The sequence below is a fragment of the Pseudomonas sp. LjRoot277 genome, assembly GCF_964253845.1.
Classification (GTDB): domain Bacteria; phylum Pseudomonadota; class Gammaproteobacteria; order Pseudomonadales; family Pseudomonadaceae; genus Aquipseudomonas.
In genome coordinates, this window is record NZ_CAXURI020000001.1 from 2,262,553 (window position 1) to 2,282,280 (window position 19,728).

Consider the following 19,728-nt stretch of genomic DNA (forward strand, 5'->3'; position numbering starts at 1 on the left):
CAGGTTTTGGGGCCGCTGCGCAGCCCAGCGGGGGCAAGCCCCCTCGCCACAGGTTCGTGCATGGCTCGAAATTAATGAGCTTCCCCAGCCTTCAATCCCGCAGGCAACGCCTTGGTCAGCAACACCGCAATCATGCTGACCCCCAGCGCAATCCCGACAAAGTGAAACGCATCGTTGTAAGCCATGATCGACGCCTGCTGATGCGCAATTTCACTGAGCTTGCCCAGCGCTGCCGTCTCACTGCCAAACCGGTCCGTCAGCGACGCCATGCGCTCGGCCACCTGCGGGTTGGTCGGCACAATCGCTTCACGTAAATAATCAAAGTAAGTCTTGGTTCGTGCATCCAGCAACGTGGCGAGGAGGGCGATGCCAATCGCGCCGCCGAGGTTGCGCAGGATGTTGAACAGGCTCGACGCCGACCCCGCGTCTTGCGGCAGAATGTACGCCGTGGCGATCAGCGAGATGGTCACCATGATCAGCGGCTGGCCCAGCGCGCGGATGATCTGGATCTGATTGAACTGCGGCCCGGCGAAGTCCGGGTTCAACACCCCCGATGAAAAACTCGCCAATCCAAACAGCCCGAAACCCAACGTGCACAGCCATTTCGGCGAGACGTACTTCATCAGCTTCGGCACCAGCGGAATCAGAAACAGCTGCGGCACGCCCATCCACATGATCACTTCGCCGATCTGCAAGGCGTTGTAGTTCTGGATCTGCGCCAGGTACAGCGGCAACAGGTAGATCGAGCCGTACAATCCGACTCCCATCCCGACACTGGAAATACTCGATAATCCAAAGTTGCGATTGCGCAGGATGCCGAGGTTGATCAGCGGATTGGGCTTGGACGTCTGCACGATCACAAAGGTGATCAGGCTGACTAGCGCGATGCTGCCCAGGGTTACGATCAGGCTGGATTCCAGCCAGTCCTTGCGATGGCCTTCCTCCAAAAACACCTGCAAACAACCGAGGCCGACGCCCAGCGTGAGAATGCCCAGGTAGTCGGTGCTTTTCAGCAGTTCCCAATGAGCTTCTTTCTTCTCCAGGCCGTACATCAGGCCGGCGATCATGATCAGCCCCGGCGGAATGTTGATGTAGAAGATGTATTCCCAGCCCCAGTTCTCGGTCAGCCAGCCACCGAGGGTCGGGCCGATGGAGGGCGCGAATGTTGCGGTCATGGCAAACATCGCCATGCCTTTGGCGCGGTGATGTTCGGGGAGTTTGATCAGCGTGAGGGTGAATGCCAGCGGGATCAGCGCGCCGCCGGTGAAGCCCTGCAAGGCACGGAAGACGATCATGCTTTCCAGGCTCCAGGCCATGGAGCAGAGCAGGGAGGCCGCGAGAAATCCGAGGGACACCCACACTGCCAGCCGTCGCGCCGAGAGCAACTGCACCAGCCACGCCGTCAGCGGGATCATGATGATTTCCGCCACCAGGTACGAGGTGGAAATCCACGAGCCTTCTTCCAGGGTGGCCGACAGCGCGCCCTGAATGTCCTTGAGCGACGAGTTGGTGATCTGGATGTCGAGCACCGCCATGAAGGCGCCGAGCATCACGCTCATCACCGCGATCCAGTCCCGCCGGGTCGGTTCGCCGACCGGTCGGATCAGTTGATCACCGGCCATCGTCAGGCGTGTCTTTGATGTTCACTTTAGCGGTGACCGACATGCCCGGACGAATTTTGCCTTGCAGCGGATTGTCCGCGGCGAAGGTCAGTTTTACCGGAATCCGTTGTACGACTTTGGTGAAGTTGCCGGTGGCATTGTCCGGCGGCAACAGGCTGAACTGCGCGCCCGAGGCGGGAAACAGGCTGTCGACTCGCGCATCGATTGGCATGTCGCTGTAGGCGTCAAAGATCAGTTCGGCTTTTTGGCCGGGCTGCATATGACCAATCTGGGTTTCCTTGAAGTTGGCCTGAATCCAGATGTCCTGATCCGGGACGATCGACATCAGGTAAGCACCTGTCTGCACATACTGGCCTTCGCGGGCGGCGCGCTGGCCGATCAGGCCGCTGATGGGCGCGTGGATTTCGCTGCGGGTCAGGTTCAGCTCGGCCTGGGCCAGATCGGTTTTGGCGTTGGCGATCATGGCGTCGAGGCGTTTGATCTCGGCGCTCAGTGAGTTGATTTGTTGGCGCTGACTTTGGGCGTCCGCCTGGGCCTTGGTCACTTGCGAGCGGGCGATGTGGTTGTCGGCGGAGAGGGTGGTCACCCGTTCTTCCGACACGTAGCCGGGTTTGCGCAGGGTTTGCGCGCGAGACAAGTCGATCTGCGAGCGGCCGAGACTGGCCTGGCTGGACGCGACTTGCGCGTCACTGGCGGCAATCAGGCTGGCTTGCTGAGTGAGTTTGCTCTGGGCTTGCAGGCGTTCGGCCTGGCGGGTCGCGAGGGTAGCGTTGGCGCGGTCGACGGCGAGGTGGAAGTCATCGCCTTCGAGCTCGATCAGCAACTGGCCTTTCTCGACGTGCTGGTTGTCCTGCACCAGCACCTGATCGATGCGCGCGCCCAGTTGGCTCGACACGCGGGTGATCTCGCCCTGGACATAAGCGTTGTCGGTGCTTTCATAGAATCGCCCCTTGAAGAACCACTGGGCGAAAAAGCCCCCGGCAATCAGCAGGACGAGCAGCAGGAAAATAGACAGGCGACGCTTGAGTTGGGCAGGCATGGGCAGACTGTAGTCGAGAAATTGTAAGGAAAGTTATCAGTGGTCAAATCTGGCATACAGCGAATGATGGGTAAATGCCATCGGCTGATAATCGGCCATTCACCAAGGCTAGAGCCCGTTGTAGACGCAACCTTGGCTTAAATGCCCTGCTCACTGGAGCCGGGCGGGCAACGCCTGTTACCATTCGCCCTTTGTTTTATCTTCATTTCGAGACTTGCCATGACCACCGTCCGCACTCGCATCGCGCCATCGCCTACCGGGGATCCCCACGTAGGTACCGCTTACATCGCTTTGTTCAACTACTGCTTTGCCAAGCAGCACGGCGGTGAGTTCATCCTGCGGATCGAAGACACCGACCAATTGCGTTCGACCCGCGAGTCCGAACAACAGATTTTCGACGCCCTGCGCTGGTTGGGTATCGACTGGAGCGAAGGCCCGGACGTTGGCGGCCCGCACGGCCCTTACCGTCAGAGCGAGCGTGGCGACATCTATCAGAAGTACTGCCAGCAGTTGGTCGAAATGGGCCACGCGTTCCCGTGTTTCTGTACGGCCGAAGAGCTGGACCAGATGCGCGCCGAGCAAATGGCCCGCGGCGAAACCCCGCGTTACGACGGCCGTGCGCTGTTGCTGTCCAAGGAAGAAGTCGATCGTCGTCTGGCAGCCGGCGAGCCGCACGTGATCCGCATGAAAGTGCCGAGCGAAGGCGTTTGCGTGGTGCCGGACATGCTGCGTGGTGACGTCGAGATCCCATGGGATCGTATGGACATGCAAGTGCTGATGAAGACCGACGGTCTGCCGACGTACTTCCTGGCCAACGTGGTCGATGACCACCTGATGGGCATCACCCACGTTCTGCGGGGCGAAGAGTGGCTGCCGTCGGCGCCGAAACTGATTCTGCTGTACGAGTACTTCGGTTGGGAGCAACCGCAGCTGTGCTACATGCCGCTGCTGCGTAACCCGGACAAGAGCAAGCTGTCCAAGCGCAAGAACCCGACCTCGGTGACGTTCTACGAACGCATGGGCTTCATGCCGGAAGCGATGCTCAACTACCTCGGGCGCATGGGCTGGTCGATGCCGGACGAGCGTGAGAAGTTCTCGCTGCAGGAAATGGTCGATAACTTCGACCTGAGCCGCGTCTCCCTCGGCGGGCCAATTTTTGACGTCGAGAAGCTGTCGTGGCTCAACGGCCAATGGCTGCGTGACCTGCCGGTGGAAGAGTTCGCTTCGCGCCTGCAAACCTGGGCGCTGAACCCGGAATACATGATGAAGATCGCGCCGCACGTGCAGGGTCGGGTTGAAACGTTCAGCCAGGTTGCACCGCTGGCCGGTTTCTTCTTCGCCGGTGGCGTGAACCCGGACGCCAAGCTGTTTGAGTCCAAGAAGCTGTCGGGCGATCAGGTGCGTCAGTTGATGCAGTTAATCCTGTGGAAGCTGGAAAGCCTGCGTCAGTGGGAGAAGGACAGCATCACCGCAACGATTCAAGCGGTGGTCGAATCCCTGGAGCTGAAGTTGCGTGACGCCATGCCGCTGATGTTTGCCGCGATCACTGGCCAGGCCAGTTCGGTATCGGTGCTCGATGCGATGGAAATCCTCGGTCCGGACCTGACCCGTTTCCGTCTGCGCCAGGCGATCGACCTGCTGGGCGGCGTGTCGAAGAAGGAAAACAAGGAGTGGGAAAAACTGTTGGGCAACATCGCCTGATCCACTCCGTTCCCGTGTAGCAGCTGCCGAAGGCTGCGTTGGGCTGCGCAGCGGCCCTTTGTGGCCGCTACACATTCTGTCTGAAAGGGCAGGGTGGCCGAATCGCGAGTGCTGCGCACTCGAACGCAGCCTGCGGCAGCTGCTACTGGGACGGATATGGCCTCGGATTTATGGGGTTCGGCGGTAAGTGATTGTTATGTCGGCAAAAAACTTTGAAATATTTTAAAAATAAGTTTGACAGCCTTCCGATGCGCCATTAAGATTCGCCCCGTCCTCAGCGATGAGGGGCTATAGCTCAGCTGGGAGAGCGCTTGCATGGCATGCAAGAGGTCGACGGTTCGATCCCGTCTAGCTCCACCAATTTACACTTCAAGGTCTGGCCACACCGGCCTTGAAGCGATCAACACTCAGCGTTGATCTGTTGTATAGAAGGGTTTGCGTCCCCTTCGTCTAGTGGCCTAGGACACCGCCCTTTCACGGCGGTAACAGGGGTTCGAGTCCCCTAGGGGACGCCAGTTTTACAGAAGCGATGTTGCAAAATGTCGCTCCGCCGCGAGGCGAAAAATCCGGGGCTTTAGCTCAGCTGGGAGAGCGCCTGCATGGCATGCAGGAGGTCAGCGGTTCGATCCCGCTAAGCTCCACCAATTTTACAGTTCAAGGTCTGGCCACACCGGCCTTGAATCGATCAGCTCTCAGCACTGATCAGTTGTATAGAAGGTTTTGCGTCCCCTTCGTCTAGTGGCCTAGGACACCGCCCTTTCACGGCGGTAACAGGGGTTCGAGTCCCCTAGGGGACGCCACGATTACCCGCTCTGCGGGATTTTATAAGGGTCATTCAATTATTGAATGGCCCTTTTGTTTGTCTGGCGTTTGGCCAAATCCCCTAATTCTTTCAAACTGTTCTTCAGACCAGCGGTCACATCCACGACTTGCGTAAAATTATTATGAGAATAATATTCTAGTCGTAATATTCGGAGGCAACGATGAACGATAAAAAAGCTCAAACCCGCGAACGCATCCTCAAGGCTGCCAGCGCAGCGCTGATTCAGCGCGGCCCGGCCGAACCGAGCGTGGGCGAAGTGATGGGCGCGGCCGGCCTGACCGTCGGCGGCTTCTACGCGCACTTCGAAAGCAAGGACGCGATGATGCTGGAAGCGTTCAAGCAACTGCTCGGTCACCGTCGTGGCTTGATCGCCGACATGGACGCCGAATTGACCGGCGAAGAGCGTCGCGCGTTGGTCGCTGCATTTTATCTGTCTCGCAAACACCGTGATTCCTCTGAGTCAGCCTGCCCGATTCCGGCTTCTGTCGGTGAGCTGGGGCGCCTGCCGGACGCGTTTCGCGTGGCGTTGAATGAACATGTGGAAATGATGGTCGCGCAGTTGGCGGCCAGCCCGGAAGACACTGATAAAGCCTTGGCCGACATGGCCTTGATGGTCGGTGGTTTGGCTTTGGCTCGCGCGTTGGGGCCAGGAGAGTTGTCCGATCGATTGCTGCGCGCCGCCAAGTCTGCGGTGCTGTGACCTAAAGGTATTAGCCTGAGGAGTGAAAGCGATGAGCACGTTGAAGTGGGTTCGTGGCGTTAATGGCACCTTGGGCTGGTTCGCACCGAAACTGGTCGCGAGCAAAATGCGACTGGCATTCATGACGCCGCGGGAACTGCCACCGCGCGATTGGGAATTACCGCTGCTGGCGAAGTCCGAGCGAATCACCCTGCGCTTCGGCCTCTCGGCGCTGCGTTGGGGGCAAGGCCCCGCCGTGTTGCTGATGCACGGTTGGGAAGGCCGGCCGACGCAGTTTGCCAGCCTCATCACCGCGTTGGTCGATGCCGGTTACACCGTGGTTGCGCTGGACGGTCCGGCCCACGGTCGCTCGCCGGGTCGCGAAGCCAATGTAGTGCTGTTCGCCCGGGCCATGCTTGAAGCCGCTGCCGAGTTGCCGCCGCTGCAAGCCGTCATCGGTCATTCCATGGGCGGCGCCAGTGCCATGCTCGCCGTTCAGTTGGGCTTGCGTACCGAAACCCTGGTCACTATCGCTGCCCCGGCGCGGATTCTCGGCGTGTTGCGCGGTTTCGCGCGCTATGTGCGGCTGCCGCCGAGAGCCCGCTCGGCGTTCATTCGTCAGGTCGAAAGAGACGTCGGCATGCGCGCTGCTGCGCTGGATGTCGCGCACTATCAGCTCGACATGCCCGGCCTGATCGTTCACGCCGAAGATGATAACTACGTTCCGGTCAAGGAATCGCAGCTGATCAACGAAGCCTGGTTCGACAGCCGTTTACTGCGCCTGGAAGAGGGTGGTCATCAACGGGTGCTGGCTGACCCTCGGGTGATCGAAGGCGTTCTCTCGTTGCTCGCCGGTCGCAGTCTGCAATCGCGCCAATCGGCCTGAGCATCCGTTACACTGCCCCGGTGAAAATTTTCTGACCGGGAGTGGGGCATGGGCTGGGATCGGGCAACGCCATTTATCATTGATCTGGAAGTCGGCGCAGAGGACATCGATGGGCTGGGTCACGCGAATAACGCGGTGTACGTGACCTGGCTCGAGCGCTGTGCCTGGCGCCACTCCCAGCGGCTTGGCCTGGACCTGGTCGAATATCGTCGACTGGATCGGGCGATGGCGGTGGTGCGGCACGAGATCGATTACCTGGCGGCCGCCTATGAAGGCGATGAGTTGCAATTGGCGACATGGATCGTCGATTGGGACCAACGTCTGAAAATGACCCGCCACTTCCAGTTGAAGCGCCCCAGCGACAACACCACGTTGCTGCGGGCCCAAACCACCTTCGTCTGCATCGAACTGTCGACCGGCAAGCCCAAGCGCATGCCGGCGGAGTTCATCGAGGGTTATGGCCCTGCACTGCAACTCCCGGCCTGACTGTCCCTTGTAGGAGCTGTCGAGTGAAACGAGGCTGCGATCTTTTGATGTTGTCTTTGAAGTGCAAGATCAAAAAATCGCAGCCTCGTTTCACTCGACAGCTCCTACACGGGCTAAACCTGTAAACTGCCGCACGTTTTTCGTTGAGTGTGTTTTTCATGCAAATTGCTTTGGCGCCCATGGAGGGGTTGGTCGACAACATCCTGCGGGACGTGCTGACCCGTGTGGGCGGTATCGATTGGTGCGTGACCGAGTTCATTCGGATCAACGACCAGCTGCTCACGCCTGCCTATTACCACAAGTTCGGCCCCGAACTGTTGACCGGCGCCCGCACCGCGTCCGGCGTGCCGCTGCGGGTGCAGCTGCTCGGTTCCGATCCGGTGTGCCTGGCGGAAAATGCTGCGCTGGCCTGCGAACTGGGTTCCGAGGTCATCGACCTCAACTTCGGCTGCCCGGCCAAGACTGTGAACAAGTCCCGTGGCGGCGCCGTCCTGCTTAAAGAACCTGAGCTGCTGAACCAGATCGTCGAACACGTGCGTCGCGCCGTTCCGGCGCACATTCCGGTGACTGCCAAGATGCGCCTCGGTTTCGACAGCCCGGACGGTGCGCTGGTGTGTGCCACGGCCCTGGCCGAAGGTGGCGCGGCACACATCGTGGTTCACGCACGGACCAAAACTGACGGCTACAAGCCGCCAGCCCATTGGGAATGGATCCCCCGAGTGCAAGATGTCGTCAAGGTGCCGGTGTTCGCCAATGGCGACATCTGGAGCGTCGAAGACTGGCGTTGTTGCCGCGAAATCAGCGGTGTCGAGGACATCATGCTCGGTCGCGGCCTGGTGTCGCGCCCGGACCTGGCACGGCAAATCGCAATGGCGCGAGCTGGTGAGGACGTCGTCGAGATGACCTGGGCCGAGTTGTTGCCGCTGATTCAGGACTTCTGGTTGCAAGCCAAGGCGCAGATGACGCCACGCCAATCGCCGGGTCGCTTGAAGCAGTGGCTGGCGATGCTGACCCGCAATTATCCCGAGGCGGTCGAGCTGTTCACCGTCCTGCGTCGCGAGACCGAACTGGATCAGGTCTCACGTTTACTGGGTCTTCAGGTGTCCGAAGCCGCCTGAAAAAATCTGTAAATAATCTCTTGAAAAGCAATCCAAACGCATCCCGATCAACGGGACGCAAAAGCCAGCGCTGTAGCACTAAGGCAGAGCAATGAAAAGGGCGCCACTGGCGCCCTTTTTTGTGCCCGTCATCTCGAACTTAACGCACGTTCCGTAGCAGCTGCCGAGCAGCGCGAGGCTGCGTTCGGCTGCGAAGCAGTCGTAAAACCTGCAAGCGAGTTTTAACTGAAACACCGCGTCGTCTGAATCAACGACTGCTTCGCAGCCGAACGCAGCCTCGCGCTGCTCGGCAGCTGCTACAAGAGTTTCATGCGCTTCGGCGTTATTTGAGGAGCTTCTGGAAGTCCTCCACCGGCAGCGGCGGGCTGTGCAAATACCCCTGATAAAAATGGCAGCCCAGCCCCTGCAAGAATTCCAGCTGCTCCGGCGTCTCTACCCCTTCGGCAATCACTTTCAATTCCAGGCTACGGGCCATGGCAACGATGGCGCGGATGATCTCGGCGTCGTTGGGGTCGGTGGTGGCGTCGCGGATGAACGATTGGTCGATTTTCAGGGTGTCGACCGGCAGACGCTTGAGGTAGGTCAGCGAGGAATAACCGGTGCCGAAATCGTCCATGGCGAAACTCACGCCGAGTTTTTTCAGGCTACGCATTTTGTTGATGGTGTCTTCCAGGTTCTGGATCACGATGCCTTCGGTGATTTCCAGTTTCAGCAGCGAGCAGGGCAGACCGTGGCTGGCGAGGCTGTGTTCGATGCGTTCGACAAAGTCATTCTGACGAAATTGCCGTGGGCTGATGTTGACGCACAGGCTGAAGTCGAGCGGGTCTATCAGGCCCTTGGCAATCAGCTGCCTGAAGGCGGCGCAAGCTTCATCGATGATCCATGTGCCGACTTCCAGAATCAGGCCGCTGTCCTCCAGTACCTTGATGAACTCGGTGGGCGATTGCGCGCCGAGGTCCGGATGGTTCCAGCGCACCAGCGCCTCGGCGCCGACGATGCGGTCGTTCCGGGCGTCGACCTGAGGCTGGTAGTGCACGCGGAACTCACCCCGGGAAAGGGCCAGGCGCAGGTCGGTTTCCATGCGCAAGCGTTCGCTCGCCGCCTTCTGCATGGTGTTGTGGTACATCTGCGCGGTGTTGCGGCCCGAATCCTTGGCCCGGTAGAGGGCGATGTCGGCGCGTTTGAGCAGGTCGGTCGGGGTCGAGCCGTGATCGGGAATCAGCGCGATACCGATGCTCGGGGTTACTTGCAGGCGTTGTCCGTCGAGGAACATCGGCTCCGACAGCAGTTCACGCAAGGTGTCCGCCAGTTGCAGGACTTGCTCGCTGACGTCGTTGCGCGAGCCTTCGAGCCCGCTGAGCAGCACCACGAACTCATCACCGCCCAAACGCGCGACGGTGTCTTCCATGCGCACGCTGGCTTCGAGGCGCGCAGTGATGATTTTCAGCACCGTATCGCCCACCGGATGACCGAGCGAATCATTGATGTGCTTGAAGTGATCAAGGTCGAGAAACATCAGGGCGCCACGCAGGTTGTGGCGCTTGAGCAGGGCAATCTGCTGACTCAGGCGATCCATCAGCAGGGCGCGGTTGGGCAGGTTGGTCAGCGGGTCGTGGTAGGCCAGGTGACGGATCTGCGCTTCGGCGTTTTTCAGCAGGCTGACGTCCCGCGCGGTCAGCAGCAGGCAGGCGGTTTCGTTGAGGGTGATCGGTTCTACCGACACTTCGACGGTCAGCAACTCGCCGCGTTTATTGCGTCCGAGCATTTCCTGATGAAGTACCCGACCCTTGATCTGGAGTTCGGCGAGCAGCGCCGAACGTTGTTTTTCCTCGGCCCAGATGCCGACCTGATACACCGTGCGACCAACCACTTCATCAGCGCGGTAACCGGTCAGGCGGCAAAAGCCATCGTTAACCTCCAGATAACGCCCGGTGTCGCGCTCGGTGATGGTGATGGCGTCGGGGCTGGAGTGGAACGCCTTGGCGAACTTCTCTTCGCTGGCCTTGAGCGCGGCTTCCGAGCGTTGCTGCTGAGTGATATCGCGCAGGGTGGTGACAACGCACGGCTGGTCACCGACGCTGATCTGGCGGCTGGAAATCACGCAGGTCAGGGCTTGCCCGTCTTTGTGCTGAACGAGGATCGCCACGTTGTTCAGACCCTGTTCGCGGATGACCTGCTCGATGCGTCGCAGGCTTTGCGCCGATGCGTCCCATAGACCGATTTCGTCGGCGCCGCGGCCAATCACGTCGGCGGCGCTCCAGCCGAAGGTCTGGGTGAAGCTGGAGTTGATCTCGATAAATTGGCCGGTGTCCTGACGGGTCACGCAAATCGGGTCCGGGCTGACCTGGAACAGGGTGGCGAACTTCTCTTCGGACGCTACCAGCAGCTGCTCACGTTCCACCTGATCGGTAATGTCGAGCAGGGTGCCGGCCATGCGCAGCGGGACACCGTTTTCATCGCGATAGAGTCGGGCGCGGCTTTCCAGGAAGCGCGAGCTACCGTCCGGCAGTTGCACGCGGTAGGTCAGTTGATAATTGCCGGCAGGGCCTTCTCGGAGGCTGCGATAGGCATCGCGCATGGTGTCGCGCTCTTCGCCGGGCACGCCTTCGAAAAACTCGTCGAAGGATTCATGGAAAGGTATGGGGTCCAGCCCGTGCAGCTGGGCGGCGCGTGCCGAGCCGTAAAGCATGCCACTGGGAATGTGCCAGTCCCAGGTGCCGAGTTGCGCGGAATCCAGCGCCAGGTCGAGGCGCTCCTGGCTGTCTTTCAGGGCATGTTCGGCGGCTTTGCGTTCGGTGGTGTCAAGGAACGTACTCAGCAGATAAGGCTGGCCTTCGAGCTCGACCTTTTGCGCGCTGAGGATTCCGTCGTGGATCTGGCCGTTGCTGGCACGAAATTGCACCTCCATGCTGACCAGTTCGCCCTTGGCCTTGGTGGCTTTGACGAGTTGCGCCCGTTGCTCCGGATGCACCCAGAGGCCCAGTTCCAGAGTGGTGCGACCAATAGCGTTCTGCACTGGCCAGCCAAACAGGCTTTCGAAATACTGGTTGGCTTCGCTGATCAGACCGTCTTCCTGGCGAGTCAGCAGCACCATGTTCGGACACAGGTGGAACAGCGTGGCGAAGCGTTTTTCCGAGCTGCTCAACGCCTGTTCGCGCTGGCGCTGGTGGGTGATTTCACGGATGACGCCAATCATCCGTGGTCGACCGTGTTTGTCCGGCAGCAGACTGCCGTTGATCTCAAGCCAGTGCAGGCTGCCGTCGGGCCAGCGGATGCGGTGATGCATTGCCTGTTCCAGCGGGGCGCCGGCGATCACCGCGTCGAAGGCGCGAATGGTTTTCGCCCGATCCTCTGGCGGCAGCAAGTCGAGGTATTCCAGATCCGCCGGCAGCGGTTGCCGGGGATCGAAGCCGAACAGCGCCTGAGTCCCCCGCGACCAGCTGATCTGCCCACGTTCAATGTCCCAATACCAGGCGCCCAACCGTGCACCGTTAAGGGCGGCCAGCAATTGTGGGGCGCTTTCCCAGCTCTGCTCGGACCGTTTTGGGTCAAGCGCCTGTATACGCGGCATCGGCGGAATACGGTCAACAGATTTCGGCATTGGCAAGCCTTGGCTGAGTGGGGTATCAGTTTCAGTGACTCGAGGCTCTATAGGAGTAGCACAGCTTAGCCGAGAGTCCCTGGCAGATCGATTTGCGCATCCAGCAAGGCCATGAAGGCCCGTGCCGCATTCGACAGCGTCCGCTCTGTGTGCAGGATATAGCCTAGCTGGCGAGTCAGTTGTATGCCCGGTAAAGGAATTCTCGCAACCTGATCATCAAGCATGGTGCGCGGCAACACGCTCCAGGCCAGGCCGATCGAGACCATCATCTTGATGGTTTCCAGGTAATTGGTACTCATGGCGATGTTCGGCGTCAGGCCTTGAGCTTCGAACAGACGCCGGACGATGTGGTGAGTAAAGGTGTTGCCGCCGGGGAATACCGCCGGGTGCAGGGCGATGTCCGCCAGGCTGACCGGGCCGTGGCTGATCAGCGAGTGCTCCGGGGCGACCACGAAGTCCAGCGGGTCGTCCCACACCGGCGTGGCCTTGACCAGTGCGTGGGGCTCCGGCGCCAGGGTAATGACCGCCAGTTCGGCGCGGCCATGGAGGATTTCTTCGTAGGCCACTTCCGAATCTAAGAACTGAATATCCAGCGCCACTTGCGGGTAACGTCGGGTGAACTCCCTTAATAAGGGGGGTAAGCGGTGCAGGCCGATGTGGTGACTGGTGGCCAGGGTCAGGCGGCCGCTCACTTCGCCGGTCAGGTTGGTCAGGGCGCGGCGGGTGTCGTCCAGCACATTCAGAATCTGATAGGCCCGTGGCAGCAAGGCGCGTCCGGCCTCGGTCAGGCTGACTTCACGGCCCAGGCGATCGAACAGGCGCACCTTCAATTGCTGCTCCAGTCCGGCGATACGCTTGCTGATGGCCGGTTGCGTCAGGTGCAGCCGTTCGCCAGCGCCAGAGAAGCTGCCGGTCTCGGCAATCGCGATAAAAGCATTGAGGTTGGCGAGGTCCATTGCGGTATTCCAGTTGGTTATCCAAAGCATGAAAAATATGAATTTGAGTTATTTAATGTAACCCCCTAGGATCGACCTCACAAGCCAAGGGGTTATTGAATCTCTCAAGATCCAGGGCATAGAAACACGCTGATGAGGACCGTCTGATGGCCGGCAAAACGCTTTACGACAAGCTTTGGGATTCCCATGAAGTGAAACGGCGCGACGATGGGTCGTCGCTGATCTATATCGACCGCCACATCATCCATGAAGTGACATCGCCCCAAGCTTTCGAAGGCCTGCGACTGGCCGGGCGCAAGCCTTGGCGCGTCGACTCGATCATCGCCACCCCGGACCACAACGTACCGACCACTCCTGATCGCAAGGGCGGCATCGAAGCGATTACCGATCAGGTCTCGCGCCTGCAGGTTCAAACCCTCGATGACTATTGCGACGAATATGGCATCACCGAATTCAAAATGAATGACGTGCGTCAGGGCATCGTCCACGTGATTGGTCCGGAGCAGGGCGCCACCTTGCCGGGCATGACCGTGGTCTGCGGCGACTCGCACACCTCGACCCACGGCGCGTTTGGCGCATTGGCCCACGGCATCGGGACTTCCGAGGTCGAACACGTGTTCGCCACGCAATGCCTGGTGGCGAAGAAAATGAAAAACATGCTGGTGTCGGTCGAGGGCAAGTTACCGTTCGGCGTGACCGCCAAGGACATCGTGCTCGCCGTCATCGGCAAGATCGGCACCGCCGGCGGTAACGGCCACGCCATCGAGTTCGCCGGCAGCGCCATTCGCGATTTGTCCGTCGAAGGCCGCATGACCATCTGCAACATGTCCATTGAAGCCGGCGCGCGTGTGGGCCTGGTGGCTGCCGACGAAAAAACCGTGGCTTACGTCAAGGGCCGTCCATTTGCCCCGAAAGGCGCGGAATGGGACATGGCGGTCGAAGCCTGGAAAGACCTGGTGTCCGACGCCGATGCGGTGTTCGACACCGTGGTCGAGCTCGACGCCACTCAGATCAAGCCGCAAGTCAGCTGGGGCACTTCGCCCGAGATGGTCCTGGCGGTTGATCAGAACGTGCCGGACCCGGCGAAGGAAATGGACCTGGTCAAACGCGGTTCCATCGAGCGCGCCTTGAAATACATGGGTTTGAGCGCCAACCAGGCGATCACCGACATTCAACTGGACCGCGTCTTCATTGGTTCCTGCACCAACTCGCGGATCGAAGACTTGCGTGCTGCGGCGGTGATCGCCAAGGGCCGTAAAGTCGCTTCGACCATCAAGCAAGCCATCGTGGTGCCGGGCTCGGGCCTGGTGAAGGCGCAAGCCGAGGCCGAAGGCCTGGACAAGATTTTCCTCGAAGCCGGTTTCGAGTGGCGTGAACCGGGTTGCTCGATGTGCCTGGCGATGAACCCGGACCGTTTGGAGTCGGGCGAACATTGCGCGTCGACCTCCAACCGCAACTTCGAAGGGCGTCAGGGCGCCGGTGGCCGTACGCACCTGGTCAGCCCGGCCATGGCCGCGGCGGCTGCCGTCCACGGTCGTTTCATCGACGTTCGCGAACTGATCTGAGGAAACGCACATGAGAGCTTTTACCCAACACACCGGTTTGGTCGCGCCATTGGACCGTGCCAACGTCGACACCGACCAGATCATTCCGAAGCAGTTCTTGAAGTCGATCAAGCGCACCGGTTTTGGTCCGAACCTGTTCGACGAATGGCGCTACCTGGACGTGGGCTATGCCTACCAGGACAACTCCAAGCGTCCGCTGAACAAGGATTTCGTGCTCAACGCCGAGCGTTATCAAGGCGCCAGCGTACTGCTGGCCCGCGAGAACTTCGGTTGCGGCTCCAGCCGTGAACACGCGCCGTGGGCGCTGGAAGAGTACGGTTTTCGCAGCATCATTGCGCCGAGCTACGCCGACATCTTCTATAACAACAGCTTCAAGAACGGCTTGCTGCCGATCATCTTGAGCGACGCTGAAGTGGATGAGTTGTTCCAGCAGGTCGAGGCGAATCCTGGCTACGAGTTGACGGTTGATCTGCAAGCCCAGACCGTGACCCGGCCTGACGGCAAGGTCTACAGCTTTGAGCTTGACGAGTTCCGCAAGCATTGCCTGGTCAACGGCCTGGACGACATCGGCCTGACCTTGCAGGACCACGAAGCGATTGCGGCGTTTGAAGCCAAACACCGTGCGAGCCAGCCTTGGTTGTTTCGCGACGTTTGATTTTGCGTAAGGCGACATGACGCCATCGCGAGCAAGCTCGCTCCCACATTGGATTTGCGGCGTACACAAAATCCCTGTGGGAGCGAGCTTGCTCGCGATGGCGGCACCCCAGGCAACACAAGACTCACCCCAAAAAGGAAGTCCATATGACCAGCAACGCCCAGCACAGCCAAGTCGTACAAAAGCAATTCGGTGAACAAGCCTCGGCCTATCTGAGCAGCGCGGTACACGCTCAGGGCACCGAATTTGCGCTGCTACAGGCTGAACTGGCAGGGCAGGGCGATGCTCGTGTGCTGGATCTGGGCTGCGGCGCTGGTCACGTGAGTTTTCACGTGGCCGCGCTGGTGAAAGAAGTGGTGGCCTACGATTTGTCGCAGCAGATGCTCGACGTGGTGGCCGGTGCCGCCGTCGATCGCGGTCTGACCAACGTGTCCACCGTGCTGGGCGCCGCCGAGCGCCTGCCCTTCGCCGATGGCGAATTCGATTTCGTCTTCAGCCGTTATTCGGCGCACCATTGGAGCGATCTCGGCCTGGCCCTGCGAGAGGTTCGTCGGGTGCTGAAGCCGGGCGGCGTGGCGGCGTTCATCGACGTGTTGTCACCGGGCAGTCCATTGTTCGACACTTACCTGCAAAGCGTCGAAGTGCTGCGCGACACCAGCCATGTGCGCGATTATTCCGCCGGCGAGTGGTTGCGTCAGGTCAGCGAAGCGGGGTTGCATACCCGCAGCACCACCCGTCAACGGCTGCGCCTTGAATATACCTCCTGGGTCGAGCGCATGCGCACGCCCGAGGTGATGCGCGCGGCAATCCTCGAGTTGCAGCAATCGATGGGCAATGAAGTACGCGAATATTTTGAGATTGAGGCCGATGGTTCGTTCAGTACCGATGTGCTGGTGCTGATGGCTGAGCGATAAGCTCTGAACGATAGAATTTTTCCCGGCTAACCCGTGACCCACGGGCGCACCGACTGATGACATGAGGAAAGCATGAGCAAGCAGATTCTGATTCTCCCAGGCGACGGTATTGGCCCGGAAATCATGGCCGAAGCGGTCAAGGTGCTGGAGCTGGCCAACACCAAGTACAGCCTGGGCTTCGAGCTGAGCCATGACGTGATCGGTGGCGCTGCCATCGACAAGCACGGCGTGCCGCTGGCTGACGAAACCCTGGAACGTGCACGCGCGGCAGACGCTGTACTGCTCGGCGCCGTGGGCGGCCCGAAATGGGACACCATCGAGCGTGATATCCGCCCTGAGCGCGGCCTGCTGAAAATCCGTGCGCAACTGGGCCTGTTCGGCAACCTGCGTCCGGCGATCCTGTACCCGCAACTGGCCGAGGCTTCGAGCCTGAAGCCTGAAATCGTTGCTGGCCTGGATATCCTGATCGTCCGTGAACTGACCGGTGGTATCTACTTCGGCGCGCCACGCGGTACCCGCACCCTGGAAAACGGCGAGCGTCAGGCTTACGACACCCTGCCGTACAGCGAAAGCGAAATCCGCCGTATCGCCCGTGTCGGTTTCGACATGGCCATGGTGCGCGGCAAGAAGCTGTGCTCGGTGGACAAGGCCAACGTGCTGGCCTCCAGCCAGCTGTGGCGTGAAATCGTCGAACAAGTGGCCAAGGATTACCCTGAAGTCGAACTGAGCCACATGTACGTCGACAACGCCGCCATGCAGCTGGTGCGTGCACCGAAGCAATTCGACGTGATCGTCACCGACAACCTGTTCGGCGACATTCTTTCCGACCAGGCGTCGATGCTCACCGGTTCCATCGGCATGCTGCCGTCGGCGTCGCTGGATACCAACAACAAAGGCATGTACGAGCCGTGCCACGGTTCGGCGCCGGACATCGCTGGCAAGGGCATTGCCAACCCGTTGGCGACCATTCTGTCGGTGTCGATGATGCTGCGTTACAGCTTCAATCTGCAGGATGCGGCCGATGCGATCGAGAAGGCCGTCAGTCTGGTATTGGACCAGGGCTTGCGCACTGGCGACATCTGGTCGGCCGGTTGTACTAAAGTCGGTACGCAGGAAATGGGTGACGCAGTAGTCGCCGCGCTGCGGAATCTGTAATCTCTCGGGCCCGCTGCAACTTTCACTCTTGAAAGCAGCGGCCCACTTTTTAAAGAAGGTGTAGTTGCGATGAAACGTGTAGGTCTGATCGGTTGGCGCGGTATGGTCGGTTCCGTGCTCATGCAGCGGATGCTGGAAGAGCAGGATTTCGATCTTATTGAGCCGGTGTTTTTCACCACTTCCAATGTCGGTGGCCAAGGCCCGTCCGTGGGCAAGGACATTGCTCCGCTCAAGGACGCTTACAGCATTGATGAGCTGAAAACCCTCGACGTGATTCTGACCTGCCAGGGTGGCGACTACACCAGCGAAGTTTTCCCGAAACTGCGCGAAGCCGGCTGGCAGGGTTACTGGATCGACGCCGCTTCCAGCCTGCGCATGCAGGATGACGCGGTGATCGTGCTGGACCCGGTGAACCGCAAGGTTATCGACCAGCAGCTCGACGCAGGCACCAAGAACTACATCGGCGGCAACTGCACCGTCAGCCTGATGCTGATGGGCCTGGGCGGTCTGTTCGAAGCCGGTCTGGTCGAGTGGATGAGCGCCATGACTTATCAGGCGGCCTCCGGTGCCGGCGCGCAGAACATGCGTGAACTGATCAAGCAAATGGGCGCGACCCACGCCGCTGTCGCTGATCAACTGGCCGACCCGGCCAGCGCGATCCTCGACATCGACCGCCGTGTGGCCGAAGCCATGCGCAGCGACGCGTACCCGACCGAAAACTTCGGCGTACCGCTGGCCGGCAGCCTGATCCCGTGGATCGACAAGGAGCTGCCGAACGGTCAGAGCCGCGAAGAGTGGAAAGCCCAGGCCGAGACCAACAAGATCCTCGGTCGCTTCAAAAGCCCGATTCCGGTCGATGGCATCTGCGTGCGTATCGGCGCCATGCGCTGCCACAGCCAGGCGCTGACCATCAAACTGAACAAAGATGTACCGATCGCCGATATCGAAGGGCTGATCAGCCAGCACAACCCTTGGGTCAAACTGGTGCCGAACAGCCGCGAAGCCAGCATTCAGGAACTGAGCCCGACGAAAGTCACCGGCACCCTGAACGTACCGGTTGGCCGTCTGCGCAAGCTGAACATGGGCACGCAGTACGTCGGCGCGTTCACCGTTGGCGACCAACTGCTGTGGGGCGCGGCCGAACCGCTGCGTCGCATGCTGCGGATCCTGCTTGAGCGTTGATCGGTTGAAGTAATAAAAGAACCCGTGCCTTGAAAGAGGTGCGGGTTTTTTTATCCCCGACAGTCTGAAATTCATCGGTTGCCTGATCGGCCGCCTTCGCGAGCAAGCCCGCTCCCACATTTGAAATGCATTCCAAATGTGGGAGCGGGCTTGCTCGCGAAGGCGGCGGTTGAGGCGCCGCAAAGTCCCGGCAGAATTGCCTGCATGCCAACCACCCGGTAAAGTGCCGCTCCCCCCGTTTCGCCAGAGGTAGAACCATGAGCCAGTCCTTTGATATTGCCGTGATCGGCGCCACCGGTACTGTCGGCGAAACGCTCGTGCAGATTCTCGAAGAACGCGACTTCCCGGTGGGCAATCTGCACCTGCTCGCCAGCAGCGAATCGGCCGGGCATTCGGTGCCGTTTCGCGGCAAGAACGTGCGGGTGCGGGAAGTCGATGAGTTCGACTTCAGCAAGGTCCGGCTGGTGTTCTTCGCTGCCGGCCCGGCGGTAACCCTGAGTTTCGCTTCGCGTGCCACGGCCGCCGGTTGCTCGCTGATCGACCTGTCCGGCGCGTTGCCGGCTGATCAGGCGCCACACGTCGTGCCTGAAGCCAACGCTCAGGTGCTGGCCGGTTTGAAAAAACCGTTCCAGGTCAGCAGTCCAAGCCCTTCGGCCACCACGTTGGCGGTAGTACTCGCGCCGTTGCTCGGTTTGCTCGACCTGCAACGCATCAATTTGACCGCCAGCCTGGCCGTGTCTGCCCAGGGCCGCGAAGCCGTCACCGAGCTGGCACGGCAAACGGCCGAGCTGCTCAATGTGCGTCCGCTGGAGCCGACCTTCTTCGATCGGCAGATGGCCTTCAATTTGCTGGCGCAAGTGGGCAAGCCAGATGATCAGGGTCACACGCTGCTGGAAAAACGCCTGGTACGCGAGCTGCGTCAGGTCATGGCGCTGCCTTTATTAAAGATTTCCGTCACTTGCATTCAAGCGCCGGTGTTTTTTGGCGATAGCTTTAACGTGACCTTGCAGTCATCGAGCGACATCGACCTGGCAAAAGTCAACGCCGCCCTGGAAGACGCGCCCGGTATCGAGTTGGTGGAAGCCGGCGATTACCCGACGCCGGTAGGCGATGCGGTAGGGCAGGACGTGGTCTACGTTGGTCGGGTTCGCAGCGGGATCGACGACCTGTCGGAACTTAATTTGTGGCTGACGTCAGATAACGTACGCAAAGGTGCCGCGCTCAATGCTGTGCAGGTGGCTGAATTGTTGATAAAAGACCTGCTGTAAAAGATACTTGGCAACAATTTGTCGAATGAATCCAGCCGGGCGCTATGCTTGGCCGGACTGCTGAAGGCGGGCTCCCTC

15 protein-coding genes and 4 tRNA genes are annotated in these 19,728 nt (G+C 60.1%); 15 read left to right on the top strand and 4 right to left on the bottom strand.

The annotated features are described in order from the left end of the window. Positions 1–71: 71 nt before the first annotated feature. Both ACSQ87_RS10625 and ACSQ87_RS10630 read right to left on the bottom strand, forming a co-directional pair. Entirely contained in the window at positions 72–1,562 is a 1,491-nt protein-coding gene (locus ACSQ87_RS10625; RefSeq protein WP_223432109.1) for an MDR family MFS transporter, read from the bottom strand. A 49-nt stretch (positions 1,563–1,611) separates the two neighbouring features. Beyond that, entirely contained in the window at positions 1,612–2,661 is a 1,050-nt protein-coding gene (locus ACSQ87_RS10630) for an HlyD family secretion protein (protein WP_436273595.1), read from the bottom strand. A 219-nt stretch (positions 2,662–2,880) separates the two neighbouring features. Here ACSQ87_RS10630 and gltX point away from each other — a divergent pair, with 219 nt between their 5' ends. From gltX to ACSQ87_RS10675, 9 genes are all read left to right on the top strand, one after another. Beyond that, positions 2,881–4,362 carry a glutamate--tRNA ligase gene (gltX, locus tag ACSQ87_RS10635; RefSeq protein ID WP_223432071.1) on the top strand — a complete coding sequence of 494 codons (1,482 nt, stop codon included), beginning with the start codon at positions 2,881–2,883 and terminating at the stop codon, positions 4,360–4,362. A gap of 284 nt (positions 4,363–4,646) precedes the next feature. Further along, a tRNA-Ala gene (locus ACSQ87_RS10640) sits at positions 4,647–4,722 on the top strand. Positions 4,723–4,801: 79 nt separating this feature from the next. Next, positions 4,802–4,877: transfer RNA gene (locus tag ACSQ87_RS10645), tRNA-Glu, on the top strand. A gap of 53 nt (positions 4,878–4,930) precedes the next feature. Further along, positions 4,931–5,006 (top strand) — tRNA-Ala (locus ACSQ87_RS10650). A gap of 80 nt (positions 5,007–5,086) precedes the next feature. Further along, a tRNA-Glu gene (locus ACSQ87_RS10655) sits at positions 5,087–5,162 on the top strand. Between the two features lie 183 nt (positions 5,163–5,345). Next, positions 5,346–5,885: a TetR/AcrR family transcriptional regulator gene (locus tag ACSQ87_RS10660; protein ID WP_008028313.1), complete on the top strand. Its 540-nt coding sequence runs from the start codon at positions 5,346–5,348 to the stop codon at positions 5,883–5,885. A gap of 31 nt (positions 5,886–5,916) precedes the next feature. Beyond that, positions 5,917–6,750: an alpha/beta fold hydrolase gene (locus ACSQ87_RS10665; protein WP_223432072.1), complete on the top strand. Its 834-nt coding sequence runs from the start codon at positions 5,917–5,919 to the stop codon at positions 6,748–6,750. 48 nt (positions 6,751–6,798) lie between these two features. After that, complete coding sequence (locus tag ACSQ87_RS10670; RefSeq protein WP_046047743.1) at positions 6,799–7,236, top strand: acyl-CoA thioesterase; 438 nt, start codon at positions 6,799–6,801, stop codon at positions 7,234–7,236. Between the two features lie 158 nt (positions 7,237–7,394). After that, complete coding sequence (locus tag ACSQ87_RS10675) at positions 7,395–8,354, top strand: tRNA dihydrouridine synthase (RefSeq protein ID WP_223432073.1); 960 nt, start codon at positions 7,395–7,397, stop codon at positions 8,352–8,354. A 322-nt stretch (positions 8,355–8,676) separates the two neighbouring features. Here the strand turns inward: ACSQ87_RS10675 and ACSQ87_RS10680 are convergent, their stop codons facing one another. Both ACSQ87_RS10680 and ACSQ87_RS10685 read right to left on the bottom strand, forming a co-directional pair. Next, complete coding sequence (locus ACSQ87_RS10680) at positions 8,677–11,955, bottom strand: EAL domain-containing protein (protein WP_223432074.1); 3,279 nt, start codon at positions 11,953–11,955, stop codon at positions 8,677–8,679. Between the two features lie 65 nt (positions 11,956–12,020). Then, positions 12,021–12,911, bottom strand: a complete 891-nt coding sequence (locus tag ACSQ87_RS10685; protein ID WP_111450539.1) for a LysR family transcriptional regulator — start codon at positions 12,909–12,911, stop codon at positions 12,021–12,023. A gap of 146 nt (positions 12,912–13,057) precedes the next feature. Here ACSQ87_RS10685 and leuC point away from each other — a divergent pair, with 146 nt between their 5' ends. The 6 genes from leuC (at position 13,058) to ACSQ87_RS10715 (ending at position 19,650) form a co-directional block, all read left to right on the top strand. Next, the gene (gene leuC, locus ACSQ87_RS10690; protein ID WP_008151269.1) at positions 13,058–14,476 is read left to right on the top strand and encodes a 3-isopropylmalate dehydratase large subunit; all 1,419 of its coding nucleotides are present in this window, start codon (positions 13,058–13,060) and stop codon (positions 14,474–14,476) included. Positions 14,477–14,486: 10 nt separating this feature from the next. Then, positions 14,487–15,131, top strand: coding sequence for a 3-isopropylmalate dehydratase small subunit (leuD, locus tag ACSQ87_RS10695; protein WP_046047740.1), 645 nt, complete (start codon positions 14,487–14,489; stop codon positions 15,129–15,131). A 146-nt stretch (positions 15,132–15,277) separates the two neighbouring features. After that, complete coding sequence (locus ACSQ87_RS10700; protein WP_223432076.1) at positions 15,278–16,045, top strand: class I SAM-dependent methyltransferase; 768 nt, start codon at positions 15,278–15,280, stop codon at positions 16,043–16,045. 72 nt (positions 16,046–16,117) lie between these two features. Continuing rightward, positions 16,118–17,200: a 3-isopropylmalate dehydrogenase gene (leuB, locus tag ACSQ87_RS10705; RefSeq protein ID WP_223432077.1), complete on the top strand. Its 1,083-nt coding sequence runs from the start codon at positions 16,118–16,120 to the stop codon at positions 17,198–17,200. A gap of 69 nt (positions 17,201–17,269) precedes the next feature. Further along, positions 17,270–18,382 carry an aspartate-semialdehyde dehydrogenase gene (gene asd / locus ACSQ87_RS10710; protein WP_033061853.1) on the top strand — a complete coding sequence of 371 codons (1,113 nt, stop codon included), beginning with the start codon at positions 17,270–17,272 and terminating at the stop codon, positions 18,380–18,382. A gap of 257 nt (positions 18,383–18,639) precedes the next feature. Then, positions 18,640–19,650, top strand: coding sequence for an aspartate-semialdehyde dehydrogenase (locus ACSQ87_RS10715; protein ID WP_223432078.1), 1,011 nt, complete (start codon positions 18,640–18,642; stop codon positions 19,648–19,650). The last annotated feature ends 78 nt before the right edge of the window (positions 19,651–19,728 follow it).

Excerpts from the sequence above, each read along its gene's own strand:
- ACSQ87_RS10665 (WP_223432072.1), top strand. The coding sequence starts at position 5,917 with ATGAGCACGTTGAAGTGGGTTCGTGGCGTTAATGGCACCTTGGGCTGG.
- ACSQ87_RS10680 (WP_223432074.1), bottom strand. The coding sequence starts at position 11,955 with ATGCCGAAATCTGTTGACCGTATTCCGCCGATGCCGCGTATACAGGCG.
- ACSQ87_RS10675 (WP_223432073.1), top strand. The coding sequence starts at position 7,395 with ATGCAAATTGCTTTGGCGCCCATGGAGGGGTTGGTCGACAACATCCTG.
- ACSQ87_RS10685 (WP_111450539.1), bottom strand. The coding sequence starts at position 12,911 with ATGGACCTCGCCAACCTCAATGCTTTTATCGCGATTGCCGAGACCGGC.
- asd (WP_033061853.1), top strand. The coding sequence starts at position 17,270 with ATGAAACGTGTAGGTCTGATCGGTTGGCGCGGTATGGTCGGTTCCGTG.
- gltX (WP_223432071.1), top strand. The coding sequence starts at position 2,881 with ATGACCACCGTCCGCACTCGCATCGCGCCATCGCCTACCGGGGATCCC.
- ACSQ87_RS10715 (WP_223432078.1), top strand. The coding sequence starts at position 18,640 with ATGAGCCAGTCCTTTGATATTGCCGTGATCGGCGCCACCGGTACTGTC.
- leuB (WP_223432077.1), top strand. The coding sequence starts at position 16,118 with ATGAGCAAGCAGATTCTGATTCTCCCAGGCGACGGTATTGGCCCGGAA.
- ACSQ87_RS10630 (WP_436273595.1), bottom strand. The coding sequence starts at position 2,661 with ATGCCTGCCCAACTCAAGCGTCGCCTGTCTATTTTCCTGCTGCTCGTC.
- leuC (WP_008151269.1), top strand. The coding sequence starts at position 13,058 with ATGGCCGGCAAAACGCTTTACGACAAGCTTTGGGATTCCCATGAAGTG.
- ACSQ87_RS10700 (WP_223432076.1), top strand. The coding sequence starts at position 15,278 with ATGACCAGCAACGCCCAGCACAGCCAAGTCGTACAAAAGCAATTCGGT.
- ACSQ87_RS10660 (WP_008028313.1), top strand. The coding sequence starts at position 5,346 with ATGAACGATAAAAAAGCTCAAACCCGCGAACGCATCCTCAAGGCTGCC.
- leuD (WP_046047740.1), top strand. The coding sequence starts at position 14,487 with ATGAGAGCTTTTACCCAACACACCGGTTTGGTCGCGCCATTGGACCGT.
- ACSQ87_RS10670 (WP_046047743.1), top strand. The coding sequence starts at position 6,799 with ATGGGCTGGGATCGGGCAACGCCATTTATCATTGATCTGGAAGTCGGC.